Origin of the sequence: Siccirubricoccus deserti, from assembly GCF_014283215.1 — a bacterium.
Classification (GTDB): domain Bacteria; phylum Pseudomonadota; class Alphaproteobacteria; order Acetobacterales; family Acetobacteraceae; genus Siccirubricoccus; species Siccirubricoccus deserti.
Genome location: NZ_JACOMF010000027.1, coordinates 39,040 through 54,994, shown reverse-complemented (window position 1 = coordinate 54,994; position 15,955 = coordinate 39,040). Strand labels below are relative to the sequence as shown.

15 protein-coding genes are annotated in these 15,955 nt (G+C 69.9%); 9 read left to right on the top strand and 6 right to left on the bottom strand.

Translation table 11 applies throughout. From position 1 onward, the window contains the following. The 3 genes from pdhA to H7965_RS18875 all read right to left on the bottom strand — a co-directional run bounded on the left by pdhA (position 1) and on the right by H7965_RS18875 (position 3,299). Positions 1-1,029, bottom strand: coding sequence for a pyruvate dehydrogenase (acetyl-transferring) E1 component subunit alpha (gene pdhA, locus H7965_RS18885; protein ID WP_390624578.1), 1,029 nt, complete (start codon positions 1,027-1,029; stop codon positions 1-3). Positions 1,030-1,355: 326 nt separating this feature from the next. Beyond that, positions 1,356-1,685 carry an FtsB family cell division protein gene (locus H7965_RS18880; RefSeq protein WP_186772139.1) on the bottom strand — a complete coding sequence of 110 codons (330 nt, stop codon included), beginning with the start codon at positions 1,683-1,685 and terminating at the stop codon, positions 1,356-1,358. 879 nt (positions 1,686-2,564) lie between these two features. Further along, a complete protein-coding gene (locus H7965_RS18875) occupies positions 2,565-3,299 on the bottom strand; it encodes a sulfite exporter TauE/SafE family protein (protein WP_186772138.1) in 735 nt (244 codons plus the stop codon). A 97-nt stretch (positions 3,300-3,396) separates the two neighbouring features. On the opposite strand from H7965_RS18875, the gene H7965_RS18870 reads away from it, so the two are divergent. Further along, positions 3,397-4,449, top strand: coding sequence for a hydroxyacid dehydrogenase (locus H7965_RS18870; RefSeq protein WP_186772137.1), 1,053 nt, complete (start codon positions 3,397-3,399; stop codon positions 4,447-4,449). On the opposite strand, the gene leuD is transcribed toward H7965_RS18870, so the two are convergent. Continuing rightward, positions 4,442-5,065 (bottom strand): 3-isopropylmalate dehydratase small subunit, encoded by a 624-nt coding sequence (gene leuD / locus H7965_RS18865; protein WP_186772136.1) that lies wholly within the window; start codon positions 5,063-5,065, stop codon positions 4,442-4,444. The two genes, H7965_RS18870 and leuD, sit on opposite strands and share 8 nt — an antisense overlap. Beyond that, positions 5,065-6,444 (bottom strand): 3-isopropylmalate dehydratase large subunit, encoded by a 1,380-nt coding sequence (gene leuC / locus H7965_RS18860; RefSeq protein ID WP_186772135.1) that lies wholly within the window; start codon positions 6,442-6,444, stop codon positions 5,065-5,067. The genes leuD and leuC overlap by 1 nt, the downstream gene beginning before the upstream one ends. A gap of 96 nt (positions 6,445-6,540) precedes the next feature. On the opposite strand from leuC, the gene H7965_RS18855 reads away from it, so the two are divergent. From H7965_RS18855 to panB, 4 genes are all read left to right on the top strand, one after another. Further along, a complete protein-coding gene (locus H7965_RS18855; RefSeq protein WP_186772134.1) occupies positions 6,541-7,971 on the top strand; it encodes an amidohydrolase family protein in 1,431 nt (476 codons plus the stop codon). Beyond that, positions 7,968-8,276: a hypothetical protein gene (locus tag H7965_RS18850; protein ID WP_186772133.1), complete on the top strand. Its 309-nt coding sequence runs from the start codon at positions 7,968-7,970 to the stop codon at positions 8,274-8,276. Before H7965_RS18855 ends, H7965_RS18850 begins: the two co-directional genes overlap by 4 nt. Next, positions 8,273-9,238 (top strand): CobW family GTP-binding protein, encoded by a 966-nt coding sequence (locus tag H7965_RS18845; protein ID WP_186772132.1) that lies wholly within the window; start codon positions 8,273-8,275, stop codon positions 9,236-9,238. Before H7965_RS18850 ends, H7965_RS18845 begins: the two co-directional genes overlap by 4 nt. A gap of 125 nt (positions 9,239-9,363) precedes the next feature. Beyond that, entirely contained in the window at positions 9,364-10,176 is an 813-nt protein-coding gene (gene panB / locus H7965_RS18840) for a 3-methyl-2-oxobutanoate hydroxymethyltransferase (protein WP_456308175.1), read from the top strand. Positions 10,177-10,237: 61 nt separating this feature from the next. Here panB and H7965_RS18835 read toward each other — a convergent pair whose 3' ends face one another. Further along, positions 10,238-11,248, bottom strand: a complete 1,011-nt coding sequence (locus H7965_RS18835) for an ABC transporter substrate-binding protein (RefSeq protein ID WP_186772130.1) — start codon at positions 11,246-11,248, stop codon at positions 10,238-10,240. A 52-nt stretch (positions 11,249-11,300) separates the two neighbouring features. On the opposite strand from H7965_RS18835, the gene H7965_RS18830 reads away from it, so the two are divergent. The 4 genes from H7965_RS18830 (at position 11,301) to H7965_RS18815 (ending at position 15,936) form a co-directional block, all read left to right on the top strand. Continuing rightward, positions 11,301-12,263 (top strand): Bug family tripartite tricarboxylate transporter substrate binding protein, encoded by a 963-nt coding sequence (locus tag H7965_RS18830; RefSeq protein WP_186772129.1) that lies wholly within the window; start codon positions 11,301-11,303, stop codon positions 12,261-12,263. Between the two features lie 68 nt (positions 12,264-12,331). Next, complete coding sequence (locus H7965_RS18825) at positions 12,332-13,111, top strand: SDR family oxidoreductase (protein ID WP_229682696.1); 780 nt, start codon at positions 12,332-12,334, stop codon at positions 13,109-13,111. Positions 13,112-13,121: 10 nt separating this feature from the next. After that, positions 13,122-14,330: an acyl-CoA dehydrogenase family protein gene (locus H7965_RS18820; RefSeq protein WP_186772128.1), complete on the top strand. Its 1,209-nt coding sequence runs from the start codon at positions 13,122-13,124 to the stop codon at positions 14,328-14,330. Further along, entirely contained in the window at positions 14,323-15,936 is a 1,614-nt protein-coding gene (locus tag H7965_RS18815; protein WP_229682697.1) for an AMP-binding protein, read from the top strand. Before H7965_RS18820 ends, H7965_RS18815 begins: the two co-directional genes overlap by 8 nt. Positions 15,937-15,955: the final 19 nt, after the last annotated feature.

Sequence of the window (15,955 nt, the reverse complement as noted above, 5' to 3'; positions counted from 1 at the left end):
TCAGCGGGCCTCCTCGATCAGCACATCGGTCCAGAGCTCGCGCTCATCCGGCTCCGGACTCGTCTGAGCGAAATCGGCGGCGTCCTGGACGATGGCCTTCACCTCGTCATCGATCCGCTTGAGCTCGGCCTCGGTCCCGCCCTGATCGAGCAACGCCTTGCGCGCAGTCTCGATCGGGTCGGACTGCTCGCGCATCTTCTGCACCTCCTCGCGGGTGCGGTACTTGGCCGGGTCGGACATCGAATGGCCGCGGTAGCGGTAGGTCTTCATCTCCAGCAGATAAGGGCCGTTGCCGGCGCGGCAGTGGGCGACGGCGCGCTCGCCTGCCTCCTTCACCGCCATCACGTCCATGCCGTTCACCTGCTCGCCAGGAATGCCCCAGGGGGAGGCGTTCTTCGACAGGTCGCGCGAGGCGCTGGCGCGCTCCACGCTGGTGCCCATGCCGTATTTGTTGTTCTCGATGATGAAGATGTTCGGCAGCTTCATCAGCGCCGCCAGGTTGAAGCTCTCGAACACCTGGCCCTGGTTGGAGGCGCCCTCGCCGAAATAGGTCAGCGAGACGTTCTTCGCTTCCCGGTACCAGTTGGAGAAGGCGAGGCCGGTGCCGAGCGAGACCTGCGCGCCGACGATGCCATGGCCGCCGTAGAAGCCCTTCTCGCGGCTGAACATGTGCATCGAGCCGCCCTTCCCCTTGGAATAGCCGCCGATGCGCCCCGTCAGCTCCGCCATGACGCCGCGCGCCTCCATGCCCGTGGCGAGCATGTGGCCGTGGTCGCGATAGGAGGTAATGACCTGGTCGCCGGGCTCGAGGCAGGCCTGCATGCCCACCACCACCGCTTCCTGGCCGATGTAGAGATGGCAGAAGCCGCCGATCAGCCCCATGCCGTAGAGCTGGCCGGCCTTCTCCTCGAAACGGCGGATCAGCAGCATGTCGTGATATGCCTGGAGCAGCTGCTCGCGCGACATGGCGGGCTCCTTCGTCGCCCGCGTGCGCCGCTTGGCGCCTGCAGTGTCCGCTGCCTGGGCCATCTCAACCTCCCCGTCGGTCTCCGTTGTTCCGACTTACGCGGGACACTGTCGGTCTTCAAGCGAACGGCAGCGGGAATTCGCATTCGCCGAGGAGGAAAAAATCGTTCTTGTGCAATGCAATACGACGATTAACTGAATCTAAGTTATCGAGACATTGCGGCGACCTCACACCCCGCGGCAACCACGCGCAACAGTCCCGCAGGGCACAGGCAGGCTGACGAAATTTCGGTAAAGCGCCGCGCAGGCCCCGCGCAGCTTTCCATAAGCGGCACCACGCAGCGGCTGCCGACAGGACGCAGGTGGGCGGGAGGGTCGCCGGAAGGCGATCAGTAGAGCCGGCGGCCCGGCTCGTAGGGAATGACGATTTCGTCCTTGCCGACGAGGTTGAGCAGGGTGCGCGCCCTCTCGTCCAGCTGGTCACGATCGATGTGGTCGCCCCGCAGGCCGCTGACACGGCGCTCCATGGCCTCGCGCTCGGCCTCGGCCCGGGCCAGCGTGGCGCGCGCGGCGGCGAGATCCTCCAGCCGCCGCTCCCGCGCCAGCAGCCCGTAGTCGCCATGCATGGAGTGCCAGGCGAAATAGCCGCACAGCGCGATGAAGCCGAGCGGCAACACCGCCTCCCGCGCTTTCCGCTTCAGCGCTCGGCCGAAGGACATGCTGCCCGAACCCCCATACCCCAATCCCGCCGCAGAGAATCAGGCGCGCACAGGTTTGGCAAGAGAGATCGTATGCAGCCTTTGGAGAATACGGCAAGACACGCCGGGCGGTGCGGATGCAGGGTGGCGTCTTCCCGCCACAGCACACCGGTCACCTTACAGCGGATTGCGGTCCTGCCTGAGCGCCAATCCCCTGTGATTAATCGTTTATTGACTGAATACACGCTACGTGGCGTTCACGCCCCGCCACGCCCGGGCGGGCGTCGCCCCCCCAGCGCCTGACCCTGGCCGATAGGATCGGCCAGATATCGCCACGGCCGCTGCTCGATGCACTGGTCCGGCATGCCATGGCAGGCGCCGTGCCGCATGCCGACGAACGCCGGCGCCGATTCCCGCACCACGTCTCGGCCGAAAGATCATGACGAGCGCGACCGCAGCGCCGAGGAAGGCGGAGGAGGTGAAGAGCGGCGCCGGCACCACCGCCATCCGGTCCATCCGCTGCGCGGGCTCTGGATCTGGTGGTGGCACCTGAAGCCGCCGAACCTCTCCGGCGGTGGCCGGCTCGCCGGTGCGCTGGCGGGCTCATCGCCATCCGCTCACGACCCTCAACCAGATCAGGCCGCTCAGCCGGCCGGCGTCGGCTTGGACGCCATGACCTCGCCGGCGCGTTCGCGCAGGCGCCCCATGGCAAGTCCCAGGCCCCGGCGGCCGGGCGGGGCAATGCGGAGGAGCCGGCGCACCGCCCGGCCATGACGCTCCCGGTGCAAGACGGGACAGCCGCGCTCCTCCATGGCCACGTGCATCGGGTGGGGAGTGCCCGGGACGGCCGGCTGCGAGCAGAGGTCCCGCCCGGTGCCGGGCAGGATCATCCGGGTCGGCTCAATAGCCCAGCAGCTTCGGCAGGCTCGCCGCCAGCAGCATCGCGCCCGAGGCCGCGAGCAGGCCCAGCACGATGCGCTGGAAGCCGATGTCGCCCAGCCGGTGGTAGGCGGCGGCGCCCAGCAGCGCCGCGGCGATCACCACCGGTGCCATCACCGGGAACATCCAGGCTTCCTCCGCCGTGATGGTGCCGGTCAGCAGGTATCCGGTCATGGTGGTGACGTGCATCGTCAGGAACACCAGCTGGAAGACGCTGCGCTGGGTGTGGCGGTCCCAGCCGCGCAACACGCACCAGAGGGTTGGGATCGGCCCCGGCAGCCCGCCCAGCCCGCCCATCACCCCGCCCAGCCCGCCGGCCAACCCATCCGCCCAGCGCCCGCCATGGTGGATGCGCGGCAGCCGCGCCGCCAGCAGCATCGCCGGGCACCACAGCAGCAGCAGCGCGCCGAGCCCCACCTGGAACAGCCGTGGGTCGACCATCGGCAGCAGCAGCACGCCAAGCGGCACGCCGACCAGCCCGCCAAGGATGAAGGGAATCGCCTTCGGCACGGCGGAAAGCCGCAGCAGCCGCAACCCCATGCCCTGGCCGATGATCGAGCAGAACACCACCAGCGGGCCGGCCACCGCGGGCTCCAGCACCCAGGACCAGAAGGCCATGGCCACCAGGCCGAAGGCGAAGCCGGAAATCCCCTGCACGAAGCCGGCACAGGCCGCCCCGAGCAGGACGACCGCCATCTGAACTGTCACCGCCCCGCCCCTGCCGCCGCCGCCCGGGTTTTCGCCCGCCCGGCCGCGCGATACAACCGCCGGGACAATCCGGAGGAAATCCGCAATGCCCGCGTCACGCCGCTTCCGCGTCGGCTATCTCTCCCATGTGCCGCACCAATCCTTCCTCGACACCGCGGCGCAGCATCCGGCGCTGGACGTGGTGCGTATCCCGCTCGACCAGCCGGAATCGGCGGTGCTGGCGGCGCTGCGTGAGGTGGACGGCTTTTACGTCATGGCGTCCCGCGATGAGCTGCCGAAGCCCTTCCATGTGCGCGCCGAACTGCTGGCGGAGCTGCCCGGGCTGCTGATGGCCGGCAGCACCGGTGCCGGCTACGACACCATCGACCCGATTGCCTGCACCGAGGCCGGCGTGCTGGTGGTGAACCAGGCCGGCGGCAATGCCGAGGGCGTCGCCGAGCACGCCGTCGGCATGATGCTGGCGCTGCTGAAGCGCATGCCGGAAGCCCAGGCGGCGATGCGCGCCGGCCGGGCCAAGGATCGGGTCGCGCTGATGGGGCGCGAGCTGCGCGGCCGCACCGTCGGCCTGGTCGGCATCGGCAATGTCGGCACCCGCGTCGCCGAGATCCTCCGCCTTGCCTTCTCCTGCCCGGTGCTCGCCTGCGATCCCTATGTGGATGCGGCGACGGTGGCGGCCCGCGGCGCTCGCAAGGTGGAGATGCCGGAGCTGCTGGCCGAGAGCGACCTGGTCAGCCTGCACCTGCCGCTCTCACTGGAAAGCCGCGGGCTGATGAGCGCCGAGAGCTTCGCGCGGATGAAGAAGGGTTCGGTCTTCGTCACCACGGCACGCGGCAACATCCATGACGAGCCGGCGCTGCATGCGGCGCTGGCCAGCGGCCATATCGCCGCCGCCGGCCTCGATGTGTGGGAGCAGGAGCCGCCGCCGCCCTCGCACCCGCTGCTGAACATGGACAACGTCATCGTCACCCAGCACACCGCCGGGGTGACGCATGAGAGCCGGTCCAACATCAGCCGCATCGCCGCCCTGGCCTTCGCCGATGCGGCGGCTGGGCGGCTGCCGCCGCGCATCATCAACCCGGAGGTGGTCGGCCGCTTCACGGAGCGCTATGCGGCGAAGCTCGGCACCACTATCAGCTGACGCTGTCCCAGGCCCAGGGCCGCGCCGCGCGGTCCCGGGCCTGCCAGGCGGCGATCTCCTCGGCGCGCTGCTTCGTCAGCGCGATTTCGTCGAGCCCTTCCAGCATCGCCTGCTTCTTCCGCGCATCCACGGCGAAGGGCACCGCTTCGCCCCAGGGGGTGATCACCTCCTGCCGCTCCAGGTCGACGGTGACGCGGGCATTGCCGGGCGAGGCCTCCACCGCCTCGGCGATGCGGCGGATGAGCGCTTCCGGCAGCCGCACCGGCAGCAGCCCGTTCTGGAAGCAGTTGTTGTGGAAGATGTCGCCGAAGCTCGGCGCGATGACGCAGCGCAGCCCCATGCCCATCAGCGTCCAGACCGCGCCTTCGCGGGACGAGCCGCAGCCGAAATTCTCGCCCGCCAGCAGGATCGGCGCAGTGCGGAAGGCCTTGCGGTTCAACGGGAATTCCGGGTTGTCGCTGCCATCGGCCAGGTAGCGGAAGCGCTCGAAGCCGTAGGGCCCGAGCCCGTCGCGGCTGGCGCCGACCAGGCGCTGCACCGGGATGATCATGTCGGTGTCGATATTGGCGCGCAGCAGTGGCGCGGCAATGCCGGTGACGGTGCGGAAGGGCTGCATCAGCCGAGGCTCCGGACATCGGCGATGGCGCCGGTCAGCGCCGCCGCCGCGGCCATGGCCGGGCTGGCCAGATGGGTCCGCGCCCCGGTGCCCTGGCGGCCGACGAAATTGCGGTTGCTGGTGGAGACGCAGCGCGCCCCCGACGGCACCGTCTCGCCATTGGCGGCGACGCAGAGCGAGCAGCCCGGCTCCCGCCATTCGAAGCCGGCGGCCTGGAAGCGGGCATGCAGCCCCTCGGCCTCGGCATCGCGCTTCACCTGTTCGCTGCCCGGCACCACCCAGGCGGTGACGCCGGGCGCCACGCGCCTGGCACCGAGCACCGCCGCCGCCTCGCGCAAATCGGACAGGCGGGAGTTGGTGCAGGAGCCGATGAAGACCCAATCCACCTTGGTCCCGGCGATCGGCCGCCCCGCCTCCAGCCCCATGTAGTCAAGCGCGGCGCGATCGCCGGCATGGCGCGGCTGCGGCACCGGATCGGTAACGGCGACCACCTGCTCCGGGCTGTTGCCCCAGGTGATCTGCGGCGCGATGGCCGATGCGTCCAGGCTGTGCTCGACATCGAAATGGGCATCCGGATCGCTTGGCAGGGCGCGCCAGGCCGCCAGCGCCGCCTCCCACTGCGCGCCGCGCGGGGCGAAGCGGCGGCCGGCGAGGTATTCGAAGCTGGTGTCGTCCGGCGCGACCATGCCCATCTTGGCGCCCATCTCGATCGACAGGTTGCAGAGTGTCAGCCGCGCCTCGAGCGGCAGCGCCCGCACCGCGCTGCCGGCGTATTCCACCGCGAAGCCGGTGCCCGCAGCGGTGCCGTAACGGCCGATGGCGGCAAGGATCATGTCCTTCGCGGTGACCCCGGCGCCGAGCCGGCCTTCGTAGCGCAGCCGCAGATTGCGTGGCCGGCGCTGCATCAGCGTCTGGGTCGCCAGCACATGCGTCAGTTCGCTGGCGCCGACACCGAAGGCCAGCGCACCGACGCCGCCATTGGTGCAGGTGTGGCTGTCGCCGCAGACCAGGGTGAGGCCGGGCAGCACGATGGCAAGCTCCGGCGCCATGACATGGACGATGCCATTGCCGGGCTGGCCGAGGTCGAACAGCCTGATGCCGGTCTCCCTCGCCCGCTGCCGCAGCCCGTGCAGGGTGGCGGCGCCACCGGCGAAGGTTTCCGCGGTGCGGCCGGGCGCGGTGGAGACGGCATGGTCCGGCGTGGCGAAGACCAGATCCGGCCGGGCCAGCGCATGGCCGCGCTCCGCCACCTCCCGCAGCGCCCGCGCGCCGGAGAGGTCATGCAGCAGCACCCGGTCGATGTGCAGCAGCGACCAGCCCTCGCCGAGATCGGCAACGACGTGGCTGTCCCAGATCTTGTCGAAGAGCGTGCGTGCCATGGCGGTAATCTCAGGCGGCTGAAACCGCCCTGCAAGCCTTGCGTGCCGGGCCGCGCGGAGGCAGCATCGGGGCGCGGAACGAGGGGAGTACGGGCGATGGTGGATCTGGTCATCTCCGGGGATTGCGTGGTGACGCCACACAGCATCGGCCCGGCCGACGTCGCGATCGCCGGCGGCAAGGTGGTCGCCGTCGCCGAGCGCGGCGCGTTTCCGCTCTCGGCCAATGCGCGACGGGTGGACGCCGTGGGCAAGGTGGTGATGCCGGGGGGGATCGATCCGCATACGCATTGTCTCTGGCCGGTGCCGGTGCCGGACGGGCCGGCCGGCATGACCCAGGGGCCTTCCGTCGTCGGCAAGGCGGCGCTGTTCGGCGGCACCACCACCATCATCGACTTCACCCGCTGGATGCATGGCAAGACCGTGCAGGGCGCCATCGAGGAGCGCATGGCGGCCTGGCGCGACGACGGCTGCCCCTGCGACTGGGCGCTGCACACCATGGTGGAGGGCGATCTGCCGCCGGAGATTCCCGCCCAGATCGGTGAGGCGATCGAGGCCGGCCACGCCACGGTGAAGATCTTCACCACCGACATCACCCCCTCCCGCAAGGGCCGCATGGTGGATTTCGGCGACATCTGGGAGGTGTTCCAGGTGCTGGCGAAGAAGGGCGGCCTCGGCGTCATCCACGCCGAGGACAATGACATCGTCATGCACATGTACGCCAAGCTGTTCCGCGAGGGCCGCACCGGCTTCGAGAACATGGCGGAGGTGCACAACACCCTGTCGGAAGACCTCTCCTTCCGCCGTGTCATCCGCCTGGCGGAGCATGTGCCCGGCACCGCGCTCTACATGCTGCATGTCTCGGCGGCGAATGGCGTGCAGGCGATCCGCGCGGCGCGGGCGAAGAACCAGCCCGTCTATGGCGAGAGCCTGCACCAGTACATGCTGTACACGCAGGAGGACTACAAGCGGCCGAACGGCCAGATGTATCACACCTACCCCTCGCTGAAATCGCAGGCCGACCAGGATGAGCTGTGGCGCGGCGCGCGCGACGGCAGCATCAACTGCGTCGCCACGGACGAGCTCTGCTGCTCGCTGGCGGTGAAGACCCAGGGTAAGCGGATCGACGACACCACCGGCGGCAATTCGGGCGTCGAGCCGCGGGTCGCGGTGATGTACTCGGAAATGGTCGGCAAGCGCGGCTTCTCGCTGCGGCAGTTCGTCGATGCGGTCTCGACCAATGCGGCGAGGATCATGGGCCTCTACCCGCGCAAGGGCTGCATCGCGCCGGGCGCCGATGCCGACATCTGCATCCTCGACCCGGCGCTGAAGCGCACCGTGCGGGCCGAGGTGATGCATGAGAGCGACTACAGCCCCTGGGAAGGCCGGCAGGTGGATGCCTGGCCGGCGATGACCATCCTGCGCGGCAAGATCGTCGTCGAGGGCGACAAGTGGCTGGGCGACGACCGCGGCGGGCAGTGGCTGGCCCGCAAGGTGCCGGAGGATATCCGCGCCGGCGCGGCGCTGTGACCCCACCCGAGTTGCGCGACCTGCTGGCGGATGCGCTGGCGCTCTGGGCCGTGCCCGGGCGCCTGCGCATTGCCGAGGGCGGTGTGGCGCTGGAGGGCATGGCGCTGCGGGTCTATGCCGCGGATGCCGCCGACCGGCCGGTGCGCTGGTGGCTGGAACGTCCGGGCCAGAGGCGGCCCTGCACCTCCGTGCTCGGGCTGCTGCGGGCGCTGCGCAACGCCGTCGGCGCCGGTGAGGGCGAGGCGCGCCGGCTGCGGGTCGCGCTGGCAGGCGCGCCGGACAACATTTCGCTGCCAGGCGCATGATCCCCGTCTCCGTCATCACCGGCTTCCTCGGCGCCGGCAAGACCACGCTGCTGCGCCAGGTGCTGCGCGACCCGCGCTGGGCGGACAGCGCGGTCATCGTCAATGAGTATGGCGAGGTGCCGCTCGACCACGATCTGATCGCCGCCAGCGAGGATGCCTTCGTCAGCGTCTCCACCGGCTGCCTCTGCTGCGTGGTGCGCAGCGACCTGATCGAGACCCTGCTGGATCTTGCACGGCGCCGTGCGGCGGGCGAGGTGCAGCCCTATGCGCGGGTGCTGATCGAGACCTCGGGCCTGGCCGATCCGGCACCGATCCTGCATGCGCTGATGACCGATGAGCGGGTGGCGGCGACCCACAGCCTGGCCTCGGTGGTGACCCTGGCGGATGCGGTGCATGGCACCTCGACCCTGGCACGGCACCCGGAAGCGCAACGCCAGGCGATGCTGGCCGACCGCATCCTGCTGACCAAGTCCGACCTCGCCACGGACACCGCGGCGCTGCAGGCGGCGCTGCAGGCGCTGAACCCGGCGGCGCCGCAGCGCGCGGCAACGCATGGCGCGGTGGAGCCGGAATGGCTGTTCACCCAGGGCCGGCTGCCGGATTTCCTCGAGGCCAGCGCCCGGCACAGCGCCGGCGTCGCCAGCATCGCCATCACCCGAGAGGCGCCGATCCCGGCGCTGGCGCTGACCCTCTGGATGCAGGGGCTGGCCGAGCACGCCGGGGCGCGGCTGCTTCGGCTGAAGGGGCTGGTGGCGCTGGCCGAGGCGCCGGAGAAGCCCGTGGTCGTCCATGCCATCCAGCACATGGTGCATCCGCTGGAATGGCTGGATGGCTGGCCAACGGCGGATCACCGCAGCCGCCTTGTGCTGATCGGCGAGGGCATTCCGCGCCACCTGCCGGCGCGGCTACTCGCGGCGATCGAGGAAGAGGTGCTGGACAGCCAGCCGCCCGATCGGGGGTGATGCCCCTCCCTGACGCGGCAGGACCCTGCACTTGACAGCGCGGGAGCCTCGGCGGAGAGCGTCATGCTGACCAGAGAACAACCTCCGGGAGGAATTTCGTGAGCACGGTCGCCCGCGTCAAGCGCATCAGCATTCCGCAAATCCGCAATCGCAAGGGCGCGGAGCCGCTTGTCTGCCTGACAGCCTACACGACGCAGATGGCGCGCCGTCTCGACCCGCACGTCGATCTGCTTCTGGTGGGCGATTCGCTCGGCATGGTGGTCTACGGCTTCGACAGCACCCTGCCGGTCACGCTGGACATGATGATCGCGCATGGCGCGGCCGTCATGCGCGGCGCGGAGCATGCCTGCGTGATCGTCGACCTGCCCTTCGGCAGCTATCAGGAGAGTCCCGAGCAGGCCTTCCGCAGCGCCGCACGCATCATGGCCGAGACCGGCGCCAGCGGCGTGAAGCTGGAAGGCGGGGCCGAGATGGCTGAGACGGTGCGCTTCCTGACGCAGCGCTGCATTCCGGTCTGCGGCCATGTCGGTCTGATGCCGCAGGCGGTCAATGTCGCCGGCGGCTTCAAGGCGACCGGCCGGTCGGAGGAAGAGGCGCGCCAGGTCATGCGCGATGCGCAGGCCGTGGCCGAAGCCGGTGCCTTCGCCGTGGTGCTCGAAGGAACACTCGAACCCGTTGCGGCCGAAATCACTGCGGCGCTGCCCGTCCCGACCATCGGCATCGGTGCCTCCGCCGCCTGCGACGGGCAGATCCTGGTTTCGGAGGATGTCTTCGGGCTGTTCAGCGACTTCACGCCGCGTTTCGTCAAGCGCTATGCGGATCTCGGCGGCCAGATCTCACAGGCGGCGGAGGCCTATGCCCAGGATGTGCGGGCGCGCCGCTTCCCCGGCCGGGAGCATTGCTTCCTGCCGAAGGGCGCAAGCCGCACCGGCAGCTGAACAAGCGGCAGGCCAGGGTCGCCAGCGCCAAGGCGCCGGCGACCGCCCGCCCTGCCACCCGTCACCCCAGCGCCTCGGCGACGATGCCATTGTCCGCCGTCGCGGCGAAGCCCGGCTTGCGGGTGATGGCGCCGGCGGTGAACATCGCAGCCTCCAGCCGGGTGAAGGCCTCCTCCGGATAGAAGGGGTCGGCGGTCCAGATGCCGAGCGCCTTGTATCGTGCCATGCAGCGCGCCAGCACCGGCTGCGGCAGGTCGGGGAAATAGCCGGCGATGCACTCCGCCAGCGCCTCGGGCGGATTCGCCTTCACCCAGGCCAGGGTCCGCGCAATGCCGCGGATCATCGCCTTGAACGGTTCGCGCTTCGTCTGCAGCAGTTCGGCGGTGGTGGTGAAGGTGGTGTAGCCGGTCGGCCCGCGCGACGCCGCGGCATGCCAGACATGGCCGGTGCCGGCATCCTCGGCCAGGGTGACGAAGGGCTCGAAGAGCTGCGCCACGTCCAGCGTGCCGGCGGCGACGGCGGCGGCATTCTCCGCCATGCCGCGATCCGTCACCCGCCGGATCGTGGTGGGATCGAGCCCGGCCAGGCGGATGTCGTGCTGCAGGGTCCACCACGGCGTCGGCACTTCGGAGACGCTGCCGAGCGTCAGCGGCGCCAGATCGGCCAGCCCGAAGTCCGGACGCGGCGCCCGCCCCACCAGGAAGAAGGGGTCGCCCATCACCACCGCACCGAAATTGCGCAAGGGGCTGGCAGGGTCGGCCTCATGCGCCAGCAGGATGCGCATCGGCCCGCCCCAGGCGAGGTCGGCGACCCCGGCCAGCACCGCATCCTTCGCATTGGCCGGGATGGTGCCGGTGCGCAGCACCACCTCCACCCCTTCCGCTGCGTAGTCGCCGCGCGCCAGTGCCGCATAGAAGGGCGCATAGAAGACGCCGCGAAATGGTTCCTGCAATGTGATGGCCGGCATCGCGCGCTCCAACTCATGATCACCCGTGAGATAGAGCAGATCCTCGCGCAACGGAATCGCGTTCCGGCGCGGAATTTGCTCTATGTTGCTCTCTGTCGGCTTCATGCTTCGGCTTCATGCTTCCGCCTCATTCTGCGATTGTCCGGGATCCCGCCTCATGCTGCGCCGCTCGCTGCTCGCCACCCCCTTCCTCGCCGCTGGTGCGGCCATGGCACAGGAGCGGTTCCCCAACCGCCCGGTGCGGCTCATCATCCCAGTCGGCGTGGCCGGCGTCACCGACATCGTCGGCCGGCTGCTGGCGGAAGGGATGTCGCCGATCCTCGGCCGGCCCGTGGTGGCCGAGAACATCGCCGGCGCCGGCAGCACCGTGGGCGCCGCGGCCTTCCAGCGCGCGCCGGCGGATGGCCATACGCTGTTCATCGGCACGAACAACCACTCGGTGATGAAGGCGATCTACCCGCAATTCCCGCACGACCCGCTGACGGATTTCATCCCGCTGGCGCTGGTCGCACGGCAGCCCTTCGTGCTGGCGGTGCACCCCGACCTCCCGGTGCATGACGTGCCGCAGTTGCTGGCCTGGTTGAGGACGCGGGGCGAAGCGGCGAACTACGGCGCGGCCAACCCCGGCGGCAGCAACCACATGGCGGGTGAGCAGCTGAAGCAGCGGGCCGGGGTGAACTTCACTGTCGTGCCCTATCGCGCCGCCGCCGCTTCGGTGCAGGACCTGGTCGCCGGCCGGCTGCAGCTGACCATCGACAGCCCGACCATGCTGCTGCCGCTGATGCGCGACGGCAAGGTGCGCGGCCTAGCGGTTTCCACCGCCACCGCCTCGGCCCTGGTGCCCGGCCTGCCGAGCCTGGCGGAGGCCGGCGTCGCCGGCTACGAGATGGCGATCTTCCAGGTGCTCTTCGCCCGCCCCGGCACGCCGCCCGAGGCTCTGGCAGTGCTGCGCGACGCGGCGCAGCGGGCGATTGCCGAGCCGGGCTTCGCCCAGCGCCTGGCGAATGTCGGCTGCGAGCCCTGGCCGGACAGTTCTCCGGCCGCGGCGATGGCGGTGCTGGAAGCGGATATCGCCGGCATGGCGCCGGTTGTTGCGGGCATGAACCTGAAGCCGAACTAGGGGCAGCTTGCGGCACCCCGGCGGCGGTGGCCAAATGGCCCCACCAACGACCGGGGAAACAGGGCGCAATGCCCGCTGCCAGCATGACATCTGCCGAATTATTCTCGCTGTCCGGCCGAACGGCCTTCGTCACCGGCGCCTCCGGCGCGCTGGGCGCGCATTTCGCCCGGGTGCTGCATGCCGCCGGCGGCCGGGTGGTACTCGCCGCACGGCGGGCGGAGGCGCTTGCCGCCCTCGCCGCCGAACTCGGCGAGGGCGCCCTCGCGGTGCCGCTGGACGTGACCGACCCGGCCAGCGTCGCCGGCGCCTTCACCGCCGCCGAAGCCGCCTTCGGCCCCTGTGATATCATCGTCAACAATGCCGGCATCGCGGTGACCAAGCCGGCGTTGCAGCAGACCGCCGAGGACTGGGACGGCGTGCTGGACGTCAACCTGCGCGGCTGCTTCCTGGTGGCGACGGAAGCGGCGCGGCGGCTGGTCGCAGCGAAGCGGCCGGGCAGCATCATCAACATCGCCTCGGTCGGCGGCCTGCGCATCCTGATGGGGGTTGCCGGCTACACCGCCTCCAAGGCCGGGCTGGTGCAGTTGACGAAGCAACTCGCGGTGGAATGGGCACGCCATGGCATCCGGGTGAATGCGCTCTGCCCCGGCTATATCGAGACGCCGATCAACACCGAGTTCTTCGCCTCCGAGGCCGGGCAGGCGGTGGTCAGGCGGGTGCCGCAGCGCCGGCTCGGCCAGCCCGAGGATCTCACCGGCCCGCTGCTGCTGCTCGCCTCCGCCGCCGGCGCGCATATGACCGGCGCGGCGCTGGTGGTGGATGGCGGGCATTCCGTGAACGCCCTGTAGGATTGTACCGATGGACTTCAGCCTTCCCCCCGAGATCACCGACATCGCCCAGCGCATCCGCGCCTTGGTCGAGACGAAGCTGATTCCGCTGGAAGCCGATCCGGCGAGCTATGACGAGCACCAGAACATCGCCAAGCCGCTGCTGGCGCGGCTGCGGGCCGAGGCCAAGGCCGAAGGGCTCTGGGCTCTGCAGATGCCGAAGGAGCGCGGCGGCGGCGGGCTGCCGATGACCGGCCTCGCCGCCTGCTACGAGGAGATGAACCGCAGCATCTTCGGCCCCGTCGTCTTCCATGCCGCAGCACCGGACGACGGCAACATGCGCGTGCTGAACATGGTCGGCACCGAGGCGCAGAAGGCGCGCTGGCTGCAGCCGATCATCGATGGCGAGGTGCAGTCGAGCTTCGCCATGACCGAGCCGGACGGTGCCGGCAGCGATCCCTCGATGACCTACACCAAGGCCGAGCGCAAGGGGAACGATCGCTGGGTCATCAGCGGCCGCAAGCACTTCATCACCGGCGCCGGCGAGGCGAAGCACTTCATCCTGATGGCGCGCACCTCGGGTGACAACCGCACCGGCCTCACCGCCTTCCTCTTCCATGCCGACCAGCCGGGCTGGCGGATCACCCGTCGCATTCCGATCATGGGGCCGGAGGAGCATGGCGGGCATTGCGAGCTGGAGTTCGATGGGCTGGAGGTTACCGACGACAATGTGCTGATGGGCGTCGGCGACGGGCTGCGGATGACGCAGATCCGCCTCGGCCCGGCCCGCCTCACCCATTGCATGCGCTGGACTGGCATGGGCCGCCGCGCCCTCGAGATCGCCGCTGCGCATATCGAGCAGCGCCGCAGCTTCGGCACGACGCTGGCCGAGAAGGAGAGCGTGCAGCAGATGATCGGCCAGGCGGCGATGGAGCTCGACATCGGCCGGCTGCTGACCATGCGTGCCGCCTGGCTGCTGGACCAGGGGAGCCTTGCGCGCAAGGAGATCTCGATGGCAAAGATCGTCGCCGCCGATGCGCTTCAGAAGGCGGTCGACACCTCGCTGCAGCTGCTCGGCGCCCGCGGCTATTCTAAGGACACCCCGCTGGAGTGGATGTACCGCTACGCCCGCCAGGCACGGCTGGTGGATGGCGCGAGCGAGGTGCATCGCATGGTGCTGGCGAATTTCCTGCGCCGCCTGGGCAAGGATTTCTACCAATGGGGGTCCTACGGTGGATGACGCCGACCTGCCGCGGCTGGCCGCCAACCATGTGCCGCTCTCGCCCATCTCCTTCCTGGCGCGGGCGGCGCGGATCTACCCGCGGCGCGTCGCCGTCATCCATGGCGCGCGACGCCTGACCTATGCGGAGATGTTCGGACGCGCCCGGCGTCTGGCCTCGGCGCTGAGCCGGGCGGGCATCCGGCCCGGCGACGTGGTGGCGATCCTGGCACCGAACACGCCGGAGATGCTGGAGGCGCACTACGGCATCCCGATGGCCGGGGCGGTGATCTGCACGGTGAACATCCGGCTGGATGCGGCAGCGATCGGCTTCATCCTGCGGCACTCCGGGGCGCGGGCCTTCCTGGTCGACAGCGAATGGGCCGCCACGGCGCGTGCCGCGCTGGCGGAGGTTCCGGATGCGCCGCTCGTCATCGGCATCACCGACAGCGAGGCGCCGGGCACGGAGTCGACGGGCGGCATCGGCTACGAGGAATTCCTCGCCGGCGGCGATCCTGCCGCGCCCTACCGCATGCCGGAGGATGAGTGGGAGGCGATCAGCCTCTCCTACACCTCGGGAACCACCGGCGACCCGAAGGGTGTCGTCGCGCATCACCGCGGCGCCTATCTCAACGCCTGCGGCAATGCTCTGGCCTTCAATCTCACGCCACGCAGCGTCTACCTCTGGACGCTGCCGATGTTCCACTGCAACGGCTGGACCTACACCTGGGCCGTCACCCTGCAGGGCGCTACCCATGTCTGCCTGCGCCGGGTCGAGGCCGGGGCGATCTTCGCCGCCATCGCCGAGCATGGCGTGACGCATATGTGCGCCGCGCCCGTCGTGCTCACCATGCTGATCCATGCGCCGGCCGAGCAGAAGCGCAGCTTCGCCCACAGCGTCGCCATCGCCACCGGCGGCGCCGCGCCGCCCTCCACCGTCATCGCCGGGATGGAAGCGCTCGGCTTCGCGGTGACGCATCTCTACGGACTGACCGAATGCTACGGCCCGGCGACCATCTGCCTGTGGCAGCCCGGCCTCGACGAGATGCCGATGGTGGAGAAATCCGCCTTCATGGCACGCCAGGGCGTGAACCACCCGCTGCTGGAGGAGGCCGCGGTGCTGGACGCCACAACCATGGCGCCGGTGCCGGCGGATGGCGCGACCCTCGGCGAGGTGATGCTGCGCGGCAACACCGTGATGAAGGGCTACCTGCGTAACCCCCGTGCCAATGAGGCCGCCTTCTCCGGCGGCTGGTTCCACACCGGCGACCTCGGGGTGATGCACCCGGACGGCTACATCGAGGTGAAGGACCGGGCCAAGGACATCGTCATCAGCGGCGGCGAGAACATCTCGACCCTGGAGGTGGAGGAGGTGCTCTACGCCCATCCCGCCATCATGGAAGCCGCGGTGGTGGCGGTGCCCGACGCGAAATGGGGCGAGGTGCCGCACGCCTTCGTCACCCCCACCCCCGGCGCCACCCCGCCGACCGAGGCCGAGGTCATCGCCTGGTGCCGCGAGCGCCTTGCCCATTTCAAATGCCCGAAGCGGGTGAGCTTCGGGCCGCTGCCGAAGACCTCCACCGGCAAGATCCAGAAATTCGAGCTGCGGCAGCGGCTGCGCGCCTAGGAAAAGATGATGTAGCCTC

Coding starts and splice junctions, on each gene's coding strand:
- pdhA (WP_390624578.1), bottom strand. CDS start 1,029: ATGGCCCAGGCAGCGGACACTGCAGGCGCCAAGCGGCGCACGCGGGCG.
- H7965_RS18880 (WP_186772139.1), bottom strand. CDS start 1,685: ATGTCCTTCGGCCGAGCGCTGAAGCGGAAAGCGCGGGAGGCGGTGTTG.
- H7965_RS18875 (WP_186772138.1), bottom strand. CDS start 3,299: ATGGCGGTCGTCCTGCTCGGGGCGGCCTGTGCCGGCTTCGTGCAGGGG.
- H7965_RS18870 (WP_186772137.1), top strand. CDS start 3,397: ATGCCCGCGTCACGCCGCTTCCGCGTCGGCTATCTCTCCCATGTGCCG.
- leuD (WP_186772136.1), bottom strand. CDS start 5,065: ATGCAGCCCTTCCGCACCGTCACCGGCATTGCCGCGCCACTGCTGCGC.
- leuC (WP_186772135.1), bottom strand. CDS start 6,444: ATGGCACGCACGCTCTTCGACAAGATCTGGGACAGCCACGTCGTTGCC.
- H7965_RS18855 (WP_186772134.1), top strand. CDS start 6,541: ATGGTGGATCTGGTCATCTCCGGGGATTGCGTGGTGACGCCACACAGC.
- H7965_RS18845 (WP_186772132.1), top strand. CDS start 8,273: ATGATCCCCGTCTCCGTCATCACCGGCTTCCTCGGCGCCGGCAAGACC.
- H7965_RS18835 (WP_186772130.1), bottom strand. CDS start 11,248: ATGAAGCCGACAGAGAGCAACATAGAGCAAATTCCGCGCCGGAACGCG.
- H7965_RS18830 (WP_186772129.1), top strand. CDS start 11,301: ATGCTGCGCCGCTCGCTGCTCGCCACCCCCTTCCTCGCCGCTGGTGCG.
- H7965_RS18825 (WP_229682696.1), top strand. CDS start 12,332: ATGCCCGCTGCCAGCATGACATCTGCCGAATTATTCTCGCTGTCCGGC.
- H7965_RS18820 (WP_186772128.1), top strand. CDS start 13,122: ATGGACTTCAGCCTTCCCCCCGAGATCACCGACATCGCCCAGCGCATC.